This window comes from Kosakonia sp. SMBL-WEM22, from assembly GCF_014490785.1.
Classification (GTDB): domain Bacteria; phylum Pseudomonadota; class Gammaproteobacteria; order Enterobacterales; family Enterobacteriaceae; genus Kosakonia.
Genome location: NZ_CP051488.1, coordinates 2,919,213 through 2,932,827 on the forward strand (window position 1 = coordinate 2,919,213; position 13,615 = coordinate 2,932,827).

Sequence of the window (13,615 nt, forward strand, 5' to 3'; positions counted from 1 at the left end):
CTATCATTGATGGGCTATCGCCGTAACCTTAAAGGGAGTTAGTATGGTAAGCGCGTTGTATGCCGTGCTGGGTGCGTTATTACTGGTTAAATTTGCTTCTGATGTGATTCGTCTGCGTATGCAGTACCGTGTGAGCTTTGGCGACGGCGGGTTTAGTGAGTTGCAGAACGCGATGCGTATTCACGGCAATGCCGTGGAGTACATTCCTGTTGCGCTGATCCTGCTGCTGTTTATGGAGATGAACGGCGCGCAAAACTGGATGGTGCATCTCTGCGGTACTCTACTGATTGTTGGCCGTCTGATGCACTATTACGGTTTGCATCATCGGCTTATCTACTGGCGGCGTTACGGGATGGGCGCAACGCTCTGCTCCCTGCTGCTGATGGTGCTGGCAAATGTGTGGTATATGCCCTGGGAGTTGGTTTTCTCCCTGCGTTAGCGCACAATACGCCCCTTTGTTTTCCCGGATATTTACACTATGTCTCACCGCGACACGCTTTTTTCTGCGCCTATCGCCCGCCTCGGCGACTGGACCTTCGATGAACGGGTAGCTGAAGTCTTCCCGGATATGATCCAGCGTTCCGTTCCGGGTTACTCCAATATTATTTCGATGATCGGCATGCTGGCGGAGCGCTTTGTGCAACCCGGCACGCAGGTTTACGATCTTGGCTGCTCACTGGGCGCTGCCACACTGTCGGTGCGCCGCAATATTCATCATGACGATTGCAAAATCATTGCCGTTGACAACTCACCTGCAATGGTAGAACGCTGTCGCCGTCATATCGACGCCTATAAAGCGCCGACGCCGGTTGAGGTGATTGAGGGCGATATTCGCGATATCGAGATTAACAACGCCTCGCTGGTGGTGCTCAACTTCACCCTGCAATTTCTCGAACCCGATGACCGGCTGAAGCTGCTGCAAAAAGTTTATCAGGGGCTGAACCCGGGCGGCGCGCTGGTACTCTCTGAAAAGTTTAGTTTTGAAGATCACACTGTCGGCGAGCTGCTGTTCAATATGCACCACGACTTTAAACGCGCCAACGGCTACAGCGAGCTGGAGATCAGCCAGAAGCGCAGCATGCTGGAGAATGTGATGCTGACGGACTCCGTTGAAGCCCACAAAGCACGCCTGCGCACCGCGGGTTTTGAGCACAGCGAATTGTGGTTCCAGTGCTTTAACTTCGGTTCGCTGGTGGCACTGAAGGCGGTGCAGTCATGATCGAGTTTGGCCGTTTTTATCAGCAGATCGCCACCGGTCCCCTCGCCCACTGGCTCGAGACGCTTCCGGCGCAAATCGCCGCCTGGCAGCGCGAAACCCTGCACGGGCAGTTCAAGCAGTGGAACAACGCCGTTGAGTTCCTGCCCAGCCTGACGCCGGATTCGCTCGATTTCGTCAACGGCGTCATCGCACGCAGCGCCGAACCGTTAAGCGCCGGGCAGTTAAAGGGGATGGAGACGCTGCTGCGTAATCTGATGCCTTGGCGTAAAGGGCCGTTTTCACTCTACGGTCTTGATATCGACACCGAATGGCGCTCGGACTGGAAGTGGGAACGCGTTTTGCCGCACCTTTCTGACCTACGCGGTCGCACCATTCTGGATGTTGGCTGCGGCAGCGGGTACCACTTGTGGCGCATGATTGGCGCGGGCGCGCAGCTGGCGGTCGGTATCGACCCGACGCAGCTTTTTCTCTGCCAGTTTGAAGCGGTGCGCAAGTTATTAGGCGACGATCGCCGCGCGCATCTGCTGCCGCTCGGCATTGAGCAGTTGCCTGCACTGAACGCCTTTGACACTGTCTTTTCCATGGGCGTGCTCTACCATCGCCGCTCGCCGCTGGAGCATCTCTGGCAGTTGAAAGATCAACTGGTTAAAGAGGGTGAACTGGTGCTGGAGACGCTGGTGGTGGAAGGTGACGAAAACACCGTGCTGGTGCCGGGTGACCGCTACGCGCAGATGCGTAACGTTTACTTTATCCCCTCCGCGCTGGCGCTAAAAAACTGGCTGGAGAAGTGTGGTTTTGTCGATGTGCGCATTGTTGATGCCAATGTGACAAGCTGCGATGAGCAGCGCCGCACATCGTGGATGGTAACCGAATCGCTGGCTGATTTTCTCGACCCGAACGATCGCACTAAAACGGTGGAAGGCTACCCTGCCCCGCTGCGCGCGGTGCTGATTGCCCGTAAACCGTAGACAAAAAAAGGCCCCTGTTAATGGCAGGGGCCTGGTACAAGCAAGCATCACATTGGGCGACATGATGCGGCGGTAAAAACGTTTACTGGCGGTAGTTAACAATCAGCGCTTTCATCTCTGCGACGGCCTCTTTATCGACACCGTAGCGGGCATACTCGTCGGCGCTTGCATCGGACGACATCGATAACCCACTGTTGCGATAGCGCATCGGCGACGCTGTCCAGTTTCCTGCCGAGCTATGCACCTCTTGCAAACCAGCGCGAAGAAAGAGTTCAAGGTTGTCAGGACGCACGCCTGCGCCAGCCATAATGATTGGAACACCGGGGAGCGCATTTAGTTCCGTAATAAGTGAAACTCCTTTTTCCGCCGTCGCCTGCTGCCCGGATGTCAGGATGCGCGCCACGCCTGATTGTGACAATATTTCAACGGCCTGGTGCGGATCGGCGCACATATCGAAGGCGCGATGAAAAGTCACCGCCATCCCCTCTGCGGCGCGCATTATCTGCGCCATTCTCGCCACATCGACTTCGCCATCCTCATTCAGCACGCCGGTCACCACGCCCGGAAAGCCAAGTTCGCGCACCTGCGCGATATCCGCCAGCAGCACGCGAAACTCATCCTCGCGATAGCAAAAATCGCCGCCGCGCGGTCGCACAATCGGATGGACGGGGATGGTCACCGCCTCACGCACTGCCTGCAACGCGCCGAAGGATGGCGTCAGACCGCCCTCTTTCGGCGCAGCACAAAACTCAATGCGGTCAGCACCATGCTGCTCGGCGATAAGCGCATCCTCAACGCCGTAACAGCAGATCTCCAGTAGTGTCATCACTTCTCCTTTACCTCTTCTCGCCCGCGCAAACAGGCTCAAACCGTGTTTTTACTGCTCGCTGGCGACAATTGCCTCGATGCTCCACGGGTGGAATTTCACCGTTACCTTGCCATCCGTCACTGCCAGCGTCGGGTTGGGCAACCGCTCGCGCTCGCCTTTTGGCGCGCTGGTTTTCACGGAGATCCCCGGCTGGCTCAGGCCTTCGTCGGCCAGCAGCGCCAGCGCCCGCGCATTCAGGGTCTCCACCTCGCCCGGCAGGACGATTTCAATGTGCTCCCACCCTTCATGGGGATAGCGCTTCTCCCCCGGCCAGGGCAGCTCCACCACGCTGAACCGCCAGTGGGCAACGCAGACCGGTTCATGCAGCTTAAACAGGCAGATGGGGCGGCCATTAATGATATTTTCCGACAGCAGTTCGCCGCACTGCTCAAACCCGCGCCGCCAGCGCTCCGCCGTGGCGTTCTGGTGACAACGCAGGGAGATGTGGTCGGCATCTAAGGGTGCGATAGCCAGCCCGAGACGGGAAGTGAAATTTTGCAGATCCGCCGTAAAACGCGGCAGATCTTCCACGATATCCTGCAACTCTTCAATAGTTTGCCAATGGCGCATAACAGTGCTCGCAACTCATAACAAAGCGCATAATCTACCGTGTTATGCGGTGCTGACGCCACCGGGCATTTGCAGTATACTCCCGCCTTTCATAAACACCCGGACGCCGCCCTCTTTCGCGGCGTCGCAAATGTAAGGTATCCCGGTGAATATTCAGGCACTTCTCTCAGAAAAAGTCAGTCAGGCCATGATTGCGGCAGGCGCCCCCGCAGAGTGCGAAGCGCAGGTGCGGCAGTCAGCAAAAGTTCAGTTTGGCGACTATCAGGCTAACGGCGTGATGGCAGTTGCAAAAAAACTGGGCATGGCCCCGCGACAACTCGCTGAGCAAGTTCTGACTCACCTCTCCCTCGACGGTATCGCCCAGAAAGTGGAGATCGCAGGCCCTGGCTTTATTAATATTTTCCTCGCGCCGGAGTTTCTCGCAGAGCACGTCGACCAGGCGCTGAAATCTGACCGTCTTGGCGTCTCGGTTCCAGAGCCGCAAACCATCGTCGTCGACTACTCCGCGCCGAACGTGGCGAAAGAGATGCACGTCGGCCACCTGCGTTCCACCATCATTGGCGACGCCGCCGTGCGTACCCTGGAGTTCCTCGGTCACAATGTGATCCGCGCGAACCATGTCGGCGACTGGGGCACCCAGTTCGGCATGTTGATCGCCTTCCTCGAGCTTAAGCAGCAGGAGAACGCGGGCGAGATGGCGCTGGCGGATCTGGAAGGGTTCTACCGCGAAGCGAAGAAGCACTACGACGGAGATGCGGCCTTTGCCGAGCGCGCACGCAGCTATGTGGTTAAGCTGCAGGGTGGCGATGAGTACTGCCGCGAGATGTGGCGCAAGCTGGTTGATATCACCATGAGCCAGAACCAGCAAGCCTATGAGCGCCTGAACGTTACCCTGACGCGCAAAGACGTAATGGGTGAAAGCCTCTATAACCCAATGCTGCCGGGCATCGTCGCCGATCTGAAAGCCAAAGGGCTGGCGGTCGAGAGCGAAGGCGCCACCGTGGTCTTCCTTGACGAATACAAAAACAAAGAGGGCGAACCGATGGGCGTCATCATCCAGAAGAAGGATGGCGGCTACCTCTACACCACCACGGATATCGCCTGCGCGAAGTACCGTTATGAAACCCTGCATGCCGATCGCGTGCTCTACTACATCGACTCCCGTCAGCATCAGCATCTGATGCAGGCGTGGACCATCGTGCGGAAAGCAGGGTACGTGCCGGCGTCGGTGCCGCTGGAGCACCATATGTTCGGCATGATGCTGGGCAAAGATGGCAAACCGTTCAAAACCCGCGCGGGCGGTACGGTAAAACTCTCTGACCTGCTGGACGAAGCGCTGGAGCGCGCCCGCCGCCTGGTAGCGGAGAAGAACCCGGAAATGCCGGCAGACGAGCTGGAGAAGCTGGCGAATGCGGTGGGTATTGGCGCGGTAAAATATGCCGATCTCTCGAAAAACCGCACCACCGATTATGTCTTCGACTGGGACAACATGCTGGCGTTTGAAGGTAACACCGCACCCTATATGCAGTACGCTTACACCCGCGTGCTGTCGGTGTTCCGCAAAGCGGGCATTGAAGAGAAGGTGCTTGAAAACGCGCAGGTGGCGATCCGCGAAGATCGCGAAGCGCAGCTGGCCGCGCGTCTGCTGCAGTTCGAAGAGACCCTGAGCGTGGTTGCCCGCGAAGGCACGCCGCACGTGATGTGCGCCTACCTCTATGATGTCGCGGGCCTCTTCTCCGGCTTTTACGAGCACTGCCCGATCCTCACCGCCGAAAGCGAAGAGATCCGCCTGAGCCGCCTGAAGCTGGCGCTGCTTACCTCGAAAACCCTGAAGCTGGGTCTGGAGACGCTGGGCATCGAAACCGTCGAGCGTATGTAACTGCTATCCCGTTGCCTGATGGCGCTTCGCTTATCAGGCCTACGTTTTACCCTGCCATTATTAACGTGTAGGCCGGATAAGGCGTTAGCCGCCATCCGGCGTCAGGTTGCGCAGAGTGGCTGGTGATGGATAACATCTCCAACACTATCCATACAAAAAACCCCGGTTTCCCGGGGTTTTCTTTTTCATCGCACTCAAAAATATTTGCGCAGATACTCAGTCAAACAGAGCATCGCCATTGCCTGGCCATAGGGCATGGAAGTTAACGGGATCTGGCGGTAAAACTCAAGGTTGCTGCCCATCCCTGTGCCGAACGAAACCTGCAACAGCTCCCCTTCCGGCGAGATATTTTCAACAATCGCTTTCACTGCCCGCTCGGCGACCGGGGCGTAATCGGCGCTGATATACCGCTTGCGTAACGCCTTGAGCATGCCATAAGCAAACCCGGCGGTGGCGGAGGCTTCCAGATAAGAGTTGGGATCGTCCAGCAGCGTATGCCACAGCCCGCTCTGATGCTGGCATTTTGCCAGCGCCGCAATCTGCGCGTTCAGCACCTGCACCAGATAACGGCGCACGGCGTTATTCTCCGGCAGATCTACCAGCTCCAGAAAATCGGGGATCACAATCGTCAGCCAACTGTTACCGCGCGCCCAGCGGGCTTTCGCAAAGTTGTGCATCCCTTCATAACTCCAGCCGTGGAACCACAGCCCTGTTTCACGATCCATCAGATTTTGCACATGCAGCAGGAACTGATAGACCGCCTCTTCCACATACTCCGGCTTGTTGAGCAGTTTGCCAATCTTCGCCAGCGGCAGCACCGTCATCATCAGCGTGTCGTCCCACATCTGCTGGTGGTTCTCCTCCGCCAGCGTGATGTGCTGCATGCCGCCGTGATCGGTGCGCGGCATCTCACTCATTGCCCACTCCGCCCAGCTCTCCAGCCAGGGGAGAAACGCCGGATTACGCGTCTCTTCATAGCGGTACGCCAGCGTCAGGAACGGCGCCATGGTATTGACGTTCTTGGTGGTCGCCCCTTCAGCAAAGCGATCGGCAAACCAGCTATCAATCACGCCAAGAATGTCTTCATCGCCGGTCTGGCGATAATACTGATACATCCCATACAGACCGACGCCGTGCGTCCACTCCCATCCGGCCCAGCCTTTAGTGTCAATCACACGACCATCGTCGAGACGGAGTAAAAATTCGCCGCTATCATCCTGAATGTTGACGAGATTGTGCGTCACTTTGCGGATCAGCGCTTTCAGTTCATCACGGGCGATAAAACGCTCTGGCTGACGCAGTAACGGGCTCTGTTTGACAGGCCAAACCTTCATAATATTAACCTCAATTATAAGTCGATTTCAGATGCGCCTCTTTCAGCGTGGGCGCAGCCGGTTTATTGCGATTCAGGAAACCAATGTTGTTATTGCCCCACAGGGACTCATAGGGCATCCCCGCCAGCATCTCGACCGTTTCGCGCGCTTCTGGCGTGATATTCTCCGGCATGGCGCGGCCGTTCTGGCGCATTTTTGCCGTCTCTGCACGCAGTACGCTGTGAGTTTTCAGATTGAGTTTAAAGCGCAGGGAGACGAGGAAGCCGCAGCAGAGCACGGCGACGGTGCCGAAACACATGACCATCAAAATGGTGTGGCTCACTTCCGGCAGCTGCGTTTTCTGTCCTGAGACAAAACCGGAGGCTTGCATCACGATCCCAACCAACATCACTGCACCCGCCTGGGATGCTTTGCGGGTCAGGGTCATGATCCCGGCGAAGATCCCTTCGCGGCGCTGGCCGGTGACCACTTCATCAATATCGGCAATATAGGTGTAGGTATTCCACGGTACATAGTTGATGCCGCCGCGCCCCAGACCCGCCACCGCAGAGATCAGTAACAGCAGCGAATAGACATCGCTCAAGCCCGCGTAGTAGAGCACCGCGTAAGAGATCGCACTGAGGCCAAACAGCACCACTACCATGCGGTAGGAGGGAGCCGGTCCGAAGCGGATACAGAGGGGGATCATGGCGATAACGGCGATGAACTGGAAAATCGCCATCGTGCCCAGCAGGTTCGAGGCCAGTGACGCCTCCTGCATCAGCACAAACACCACGTAGTAGGTGAAGACGGCGTTAAACACATCCTGGGCAATATAGCCGCCAAGGTACATGCCAAGATGCTGGCGGAAAATCTTTATGCGCAGCGTCGAGCTGAGTTCCACCACCAGGCGGCGCAGGCTCTGCCCGAGGGATAGACTTTTTTTCTCCTCTTCGGCACGCAGGGCCGCTTCTGTCCACTCCTCACGCGGACGCTCCCAGGTAAAGATCCAGACCAGGGTCAGCATAATGGCGCACAGCACCGAGAAGACCAGGCTGGCATAGAAGAAGGAGACGGCGTTATCTTTGCCGAAGTGCGTCAGCAGTACGCCGGGCAGGAACGAGGCGAGGATCGCCGACATCTGCGCCATAGAGATGCGCGCGCCGGAAAACTTGGTTTTCTGTTTGAAATCATCAGTCATCTCCGGCACCAGCGTCTCATACGGCACCAGGATCATGGTGTAGACCACATCAAACAGCAGATAGGTAAGCAGGTAGTACCAGAAGCTCATATCCCCGACCCACATTATCGAGTAGCTGAAGACGCAGGGAATTCCGAGCAGAATAAAGAACTTACGCCGTCCGAAGCGCTTGCCTAAACGAGTCGAACCGAAGTTATCGGTAAGAAAGCCCATCAGCGGGCTGACCACCGCATCCAGCACCCTCGCGGCGGCGAAGATAAAGGTCGCTTCAATCGGCGTCAGGCCGCAAAAGGTGGTGTAGAAGTAGAGTAACCATGCGGCGGTAAGTGCTGTCGTGCCCGCACCCAGAAAATCGCCTGACCCGTAGGCCAGGTAATTAGCCAATCCAATTTTTCGTGTTTTCATTGCCGTCAACCCTGTTCATTTTGGGGGACCTTTGACGATCCGGCTGAGTCAAAGGAATTTCTTACACGGCTAAAGTAAGGGGATGCGCAGTGGGAAACCTTTCTGTTTCTGCCATCAACATGCGTCATCTGGCAAAAATGCAAAGAGTGCCAATACTCGCTTCACTGATTTATAAAACAGCGTTTCTTTTGCTTCAAAAGGAGAGGTCAAAATTGCGGAGCGGATAGCAAAATCCCGCGCGAATGGCGGGATTGTCGGTGAAATAACAGGCTAACTGATTGAGTTTGCTGGTCAGGGCTGCGCCGGAGGACGACGGTAATTGACGATCACCTGGTTGCTGCGCACCGTCAGCGCGGGCCATAAGCGCCCGCCGCCCGGCACTTCCCAGACATAGCGCAGCGGCTCAAGCGCCGGAACACCGTTAAACGCACGGGTAGTGCCGCTCTGGCCATCCAGCGCAACGCAGCGCGCCTGTGAACAGAGGCGCACAATCAGACCGGCAGGCGTCGGGCCATTCAGCTCGTAACGCCAGGAGACATCGGTCATCAGCCCGCTAACCGGCCCGGTCGGGCCGAGCTGCGATGAGGAGGCAACCACGCCGCGGTTGGCGAGCGTGATACCGATACTGCTCGCCTGCCAGGTGCCCTCACCCATGGCATGCGCGAGCACCGGCAGCGTCAACAGCAGTAGAGCGAGCTTGCGCATTATTTGCCTCCAATGGTTGCAGTCATACGGATGCTGCGGTTGTCGGACATCTCCATATTCGACAGCACCACCAGCTGCGGTAGGCTGCGGCGCAGGAAGCGGGCCAGCAGCGGACGCAGGGCATGGTTGACCAGCAGCACCGGCGGCGCGCCGAGCATCTCCTGGCGGGAGAGCGCTTCCTGCGTCTGCTCCAGCAGGCGATCTGCCAGACCCGGCTCGAGGCCGCCACCGCCCTGCAGGGCTTGTAACAACAGGCGCTCAAGCGGCGTATCAAGACCAATCACCTGCACTTCACCGGTGCCCGGGAACCACTGCTGGGTAATGGCGCGGCCTAAGGCCACACGCACCACGGCTGTAAGTTCGTGCGGATCGTTCTGCAGCGGCGCATGTTCGGCCAGGGTTTCCAGAATAGTGCGCATATCGCGGATCGGCACGCGCTCTGCCAGCAGGTTTTGCAACACTTTATGCAGCGTCGTCAGCGTCACGACGCCCGGAACCAGATCTTCGGTCAGCTTCGGCATCTCCTGGCTGACGCGGTCAAGCAGCTGTTGCGCTTCCTGCCGGCCAAACAGCTCAGGTGCGTACTGCCCAATTAAATGGTTAAGGTGGGTCGCCACCACAGTGCTTGCTTCTACCACTGTAAAGCCCTGGATCTGGGCCTGCTCTTTCAGGGCACTCTCAATCCAGATTGCCGCAAGGCCAAAAGCGGGATCAACGGTCGCTTCGCCCGGCAGCGATCCCGCTGCCGTACCAGGGTTAATCGCCAGCCAGCGGCCCGGATAGGCTTCGCCACTGCCGATTTCCACCCCTTTCATCAGAATACGGTAGCGCGCGGGCGGCAGATCCATATTGTCGCGGATATGCACCACCGGCGGCAGGAAGCCCATATCCTGTGCAAATTTCTTACGGATACTGCGGATACGGCCAAGCAGTTCGCCATCCTGCTGGAAATCGACCATCGGGATCAGGCGGTAGCCCACTTCCATCCCAAGATTATCTTCCAGCTGCACGTCATTCCAGGTGGCTTCCACCGCCTGGGTGTTCTCCGGCATCTTAACCGGCGCGGCTTCCAGCGGCGCTTTCTGCTCTTTGCCACGCAGCCACCAGGCAAGCCCCAGCAGCGCGGCAGTAAAGAGCAGGAAGACGAAGTTTGGCATGCCCGGCACCATCCCGAGCAGACCGAGTACGCCGGCGCTCAGCATCATAACGCGCGGGTTGCTGAAGAGCTGCCCCACCATCTGCTGACCAACGTCCTGATCGGTGCTGACGCGGGTGACGATAACGCCCGCAGCGGTAGAGATCACCAGCGCCGGGATCTGTGCGACCAGGCCATCACCGATGGTCAACAGGGTATAGGTAGACCCCGCATCGCCCATCGACATGCCGTGCTGAATGACACCGACCATCAGGCCGCCGATGACGTTGATCACCATGATCAAAATCCCGGCGACGGCATCGCCGCGCACGAACTTACTCGCACCGTCCATGGAGCCGTAGAAATCCGCCTCCTGGGTCACTTCGCTACGACGGCGCTTGGCTTCATCTTCGCCGATAATCCCGGCGTTGAGGTCGGCGTCGATCGCCATCTGTTTACCCGGCATCCCGTCGAGCACGAAACGCGCGCCCACTTCGGCGATACGCCCGGCACCCTTGGTGATAACCATGAAGTTGATGATCACGAGGATGATAAAGACCACGATACCGATGGCGAAGTTACCGCCAACAAGGAAGTGGCCGAAGGCTTCCACCACGCGGCCTGCCGCCGCACCACCGGTATGCCCTTCCATCAGGATGATACGGGTTGACGCGACGTTCAGCGCCAGACGCAGCAGCGTGGTAAAGAGCAGAATGGTCGGGAAGGCAGCGAATTCAAGCGTGCGCTGGGTGAACATCGCCACCAGCAGCACCATGATCGACAGCGCAATGTTAAAGGTAAACAGCAGGTCGAGGACAAACGCCGGCAGCGGCAGCACCATCATCGACAGGATAAGCAAAATGAGCACCGGCCCGGCGAGCACTTGCCACTGGGTCGATTTCAGATTGTTCGGCAGACGCAGCATTGCCACCAGATTAGCCATCAGTGTCCTTCTCTTTCAAAAAGTCCAGCGCCTCTGGCACCGGGAGATTCTCAGGTTTAACAGGTCGTTGTCCGCCGGACAGACGCCAGCGTTTCAACTGCCATACCCATGCCAGCACTTCGGCAACTGCCGCATAGAGCTGGCCCGGGATTTGCTGACCAATTTCAGCATGACGATAGAGCGCGCGCGCCAGCGGCGGCGCTTCCAGAATCGGCACGCGGTTTTCGCTGCCCAGCTCGCGTATTCGCAGCGCCACGGCTCCCGCGCCTTTAGCGACCACTTTCGGCGCGCTCATCTTGTTCTCGTCATACTGCAGCGCCACAGAGTAGTGGGTCGGGTTAGTGACAATCACATCCGCTTTCGGCACGTCCGCCATCATGCGACGGCGGGCGGCGGAGCGCTGCATCTGGCGAATACGCCCCTTCACATGCGGGTCGCCTTCGCTCTGTTTAAATTCGTCACGAATATCCTGGCGTGACATACGCAATTTTTTGATGTGGCTGTAGATCTGCCAGAAGACATCAAAGCCGACCATCGGGATGATGCTCAGCGAAACCAGCAGTGCGCAAAGCCCGGCAAGGTTCATGGCGCTGGCCATCGCCGTCAGCGGCGATTCACTCATCAGACGCATCATGTCCGGCCAGTGATGCCAGAGAAACAGGCCGGCAACGCTGCCCATCAGCAGCGCTTTCATCAAGGCTTTTACCAGCTCCGCGCCGACCTGGGCGGAGAAGAGACGTCCAATGCCGCTAATCGGGTTGAGCTTAGAGAACTTAAACGCCAGCGATTTGGTGCTGAACACCAGCCCGCCGAGCAGCACCGGTGCCACCAGCGCGATAATCACCACGCCCACCAGCAGTGGCAGCATGCCAATTAGCGCCGTCTTCAGCATCATGATGATTTGACCGAGGATCAGATTCTGGTCGTTAATAATCTTGTGATCGAAGCGTAACCCGGAGGAGAGCACCATTGAGAGACGGTGACCAAATGACGCGCCGCCAAACCAGAGAATGCAGACGCCGCCCAGCATGATCATTACTGAGGTCAGCTCTTTGGATCGCGGGATCTGCCCCTCTTCTCGCGCCTTTTGCAGTCGTTGCGCGGTGGGCGATTCTGTTTTGTCGTCGTTATCTTCCGAGGCCACGTTCAACGTCCGGGGTTACAGGTGTGACGTCATATTGCCAGAGTCAAGCAGGTCTAATGGGCGGAGTAAGGCATAAAAAGAGGGGGTTTTCGCCTTTTGGGCAGGAATTATTCACGCGCAAGCCACGTAAAGAAGGGAAATAGAACTGTGATGAAAAAGCGGGAAGGCTCTCCTTCCCGCTTTTAACGCCAGGGCTGATGCGAAATCAGAAGCCGAGGCTGTCCAGCAGATCGTCCACCTGATCCTGGCTTGCCACAACGCCCGCTTTGGTTACGTCGAGCTGTGGGCCATTGAGCAGGCTGTCGTTTTCACGTTTCGGACGCGCGGACTGCTCCGGCATGTTCTCCAGCAGCACCATCAACAGCTGGCGCTCAATCTCCTGGATAACATCCATCATGCGCTTAATTACCTGACCGGTCAGATCCTGGAAATCCTGCGCCATCATGATGTCGAGCAGCTGGGCGTTAGTGAAGCTGGTGTGCCCTGGTACTTCTGCGAGGAACTGGCGCGTATCGGTCACCAGTTCACGGGCATCCGTCAGCTCGATCGGGTTTTCAAACCACTCATCCCAACGTTTGGTCAGCGCTTTCGAGCCTTTTTCCATCTCATCCTGGTGGGGCTGTGAGGCTTCAACGCTGTTCAGCGCGCGCTCTGCCGCCTGGGCGGTCATCTGCACCACATAGTCGAGACGGTCACGGGCATCCGGAATCGCTTCCGCTGCTTCAGCAATCGCCTGGTCAAGACCCAGTTCGCGCAGGCTGTCGCGCAGCATACGCGTCAGGCTACCAATGCGGGCAATGATCTCGCTGGGTGAATGCTCTTCCGTGGGTTTAATTGAAGGTTGCATCATTTATCCAGTCCTCACATGCCAAGTTTCTCGAAGATCTTGCCAAGCTTCTCTTCGAGGGTTGCCGCCGTAAACGGTTTCACCACATAGCCGCTCGCACCCGCCTGCGCTGCCGCGATGATGTTCTCTTTTTTCGCTTCGGCCGTGACCATCAGCACCGGCATCGAGGCCATGTTGCTGTCTGCACGAATGGTTTTAAGCAGTTCCAGACCGTCCATGTTTGGCATGTTCCAGTCAGAGATGACGAAACCAAAACCACCGGCCTGGAGTTTATTGAGCGCATCAACGCCGTCTTCAGCTTCTTCGACGTTGTTGAATCCCAGCTCTTTTAACAGGTTGCGCACAATTCGACGCATCGTGGAAAAGTCGTCCACAACCAGAAATCTGAGCTCTTTATCCGCCATATAACTTCACTCCT

General features: G+C 57.4%; 13 protein-coding genes. 4 read left to right on the forward strand and 9 right to left on the reverse strand.

What is annotated here, in order from left to right; all coding sequences use genetic code 11:
• Positions 1 to 43: 43 nt before the first annotated feature.
• Genes HF650_RS13940 through cmoB form a run of 3 tightly spaced genes read left to right on the forward strand, consistent with a single transcriptional unit; the run spans position 44 to position 2,187 of the window.
• Positions 44 to 439: an MAPEG family protein gene (locus HF650_RS13940; RefSeq protein WP_187799192.1), complete on the forward strand. Its 396-nt coding sequence runs from the start codon at positions 44 to 46 to the stop codon at positions 437 to 439.
• Between the two features lie 39 nt (positions 440 to 478).
• The gene (gene cmoA, locus HF650_RS13945; protein ID WP_187799193.1) at positions 479 to 1,219 is read left to right on the forward strand and encodes a carboxy-S-adenosyl-L-methionine synthase CmoA; all 741 of its coding nucleotides are present in this window, start codon (positions 479 to 481) and stop codon (positions 1,217 to 1,219) included.
• Positions 1,216 to 2,187 (forward strand): tRNA 5-methoxyuridine(34)/uridine 5-oxyacetic acid(34) synthase CmoB, encoded by a 972-nt coding sequence (cmoB, locus tag HF650_RS13950; RefSeq protein WP_187799194.1) that lies wholly within the window; start codon positions 1,216 to 1,218, stop codon positions 2,185 to 2,187. Before cmoA ends, cmoB begins: the two co-directional genes overlap by 4 nt.
• Positions 2,188 to 2,269: 82 nt before the next feature.
• Here cmoB and cutC read toward each other — a convergent pair whose 3' ends face one another.
• Positions 2,270 to 3,013 (reverse strand): copper homeostasis protein CutC, encoded by a 744-nt coding sequence (cutC, locus tag HF650_RS13955; RefSeq protein WP_187799195.1) that lies wholly within the window; start codon positions 3,011 to 3,013, stop codon positions 2,270 to 2,272.
• A gap of 51 nt (positions 3,014 to 3,064) precedes the next feature.
• Positions 3,065 to 3,625: a VOC family protein gene (locus HF650_RS13960; RefSeq protein ID WP_187799196.1), complete on the reverse strand. Its 561-nt coding sequence runs from the start codon at positions 3,623 to 3,625 to the stop codon at positions 3,065 to 3,067.
• Positions 3,626 to 3,770: 145 nt separating this feature from the next.
• Here HF650_RS13960 and argS point away from each other — a divergent pair, with 145 nt between their 5' ends.
• Positions 3,771 to 5,504, forward strand: a complete 1,734-nt coding sequence (gene argS / locus HF650_RS13965; protein ID WP_187799197.1) for an arginine--tRNA ligase — start codon at positions 3,771 to 3,773, stop codon at positions 5,502 to 5,504.
• Between the two features lie 194 nt (positions 5,505 to 5,698).
• Here the strand turns inward: argS and HF650_RS13970 are convergent, their stop codons facing one another.
• From HF650_RS13970 to cheY, 7 genes are all read right to left on the reverse strand, one after another.
• Positions 5,699 to 6,838 (reverse strand): glycoside hydrolase family 88 protein, encoded by a 1,140-nt coding sequence (locus HF650_RS13970; RefSeq protein WP_187799198.1) that lies wholly within the window; start codon positions 6,836 to 6,838, stop codon positions 5,699 to 5,701.
• 10 nt (positions 6,839 to 6,848) lie between these two features.
• Complete coding sequence (locus tag HF650_RS13975) at positions 6,849 to 8,423, reverse strand: MFS transporter (RefSeq protein ID WP_187799199.1); 1,575 nt, start codon at positions 8,421 to 8,423, stop codon at positions 6,849 to 6,851.
• Positions 8,424 to 8,714: 291 nt separating this feature from the next.
• Entirely contained in the window at positions 8,715 to 9,128 is a 414-nt protein-coding gene (locus HF650_RS13980; RefSeq protein WP_187799200.1) for a flagellar protein FlhE, read from the reverse strand.
• Positions 9,128 to 11,206 carry a flagellar biosynthesis protein FlhA gene (flhA, locus tag HF650_RS13985; protein WP_187799201.1) on the reverse strand — a complete coding sequence of 693 codons (2,079 nt, stop codon included), beginning with the start codon at positions 11,204 to 11,206 and terminating at the stop codon, positions 9,128 to 9,130. Before flhA ends, HF650_RS13980 begins: the two co-directional genes overlap by 1 nt.
• Complete coding sequence (gene flhB / locus HF650_RS13990; protein ID WP_187799202.1) at positions 11,199 to 12,350, reverse strand: flagellar biosynthesis protein FlhB; 1,152 nt, start codon at positions 12,348 to 12,350, stop codon at positions 11,199 to 11,201. The genes flhA and flhB overlap by 8 nt, the downstream gene beginning before the upstream one ends.
• 205 nt (positions 12,351 to 12,555) lie before the next feature.
• Positions 12,556 to 13,200, reverse strand: a complete 645-nt coding sequence (cheZ, locus tag HF650_RS13995; RefSeq protein ID WP_054803260.1) for a protein phosphatase CheZ — start codon at positions 13,198 to 13,200, stop codon at positions 12,556 to 12,558.
• A gap of 11 nt (positions 13,201 to 13,211) precedes the next feature.
• The gene (gene cheY, locus HF650_RS14000; protein ID WP_023480048.1) at positions 13,212 to 13,601 is read right to left on the reverse strand and encodes a chemotaxis response regulator CheY; all 390 of its coding nucleotides are present in this window, start codon (positions 13,599 to 13,601) and stop codon (positions 13,212 to 13,214) included.
• Between the last annotated feature and the right edge of the window lie 14 nt (positions 13,602 to 13,615).

Bases quoted from the DNA above. Each gene is read 5' to 3' on its own strand.
- cheY (WP_023480048.1), bottom strand. From the start codon at position 13,601: ATGGCGGATAAAGAGCTCAGATTTCTGGTTGTGGACGACTTTTCCACG.
- cmoA (WP_187799193.1), top strand. From the start codon at position 479: ATGTCTCACCGCGACACGCTTTTTTCTGCGCCTATCGCCCGCCTCGGC.
- cutC (WP_187799195.1), bottom strand. From the start codon at position 3,013: ATGACACTACTGGAGATCTGCTGTTACGGCGTTGAGGATGCGCTTATC.
- HF650_RS13980 (WP_187799200.1), bottom strand. From the start codon at position 9,128: ATGCGCAAGCTCGCTCTACTGCTGTTGACGCTGCCGGTGCTCGCGCAT.
- cheZ (WP_054803260.1), bottom strand. From the start codon at position 13,200: ATGATGCAACCTTCAATTAAACCCACGGAAGAGCATTCACCCAGCGAG.
- HF650_RS13970 (WP_187799198.1), bottom strand. From the start codon at position 6,838: ATGAAGGTTTGGCCTGTCAAACAGAGCCCGTTACTGCGTCAGCCAGAG.
- flhA (WP_187799201.1), bottom strand. From the start codon at position 11,206: ATGGCTAATCTGGTGGCAATGCTGCGTCTGCCGAACAATCTGAAATCG.
- HF650_RS13940 (WP_187799192.1), top strand. From the start codon at position 44: ATGGTAAGCGCGTTGTATGCCGTGCTGGGTGCGTTATTACTGGTTAAA.
- HF650_RS13975 (WP_187799199.1), bottom strand. From the start codon at position 8,423: ATGAAAACACGAAAAATTGGATTGGCTAATTACCTGGCCTACGGGTCA.
- cmoB (WP_187799194.1), top strand. From the start codon at position 1,216: ATGATCGAGTTTGGCCGTTTTTATCAGCAGATCGCCACCGGTCCCCTC.
- HF650_RS13960 (WP_187799196.1), bottom strand. From the start codon at position 3,625: ATGCGCCATTGGCAAACTATTGAAGAGTTGCAGGATATCGTGGAAGAT.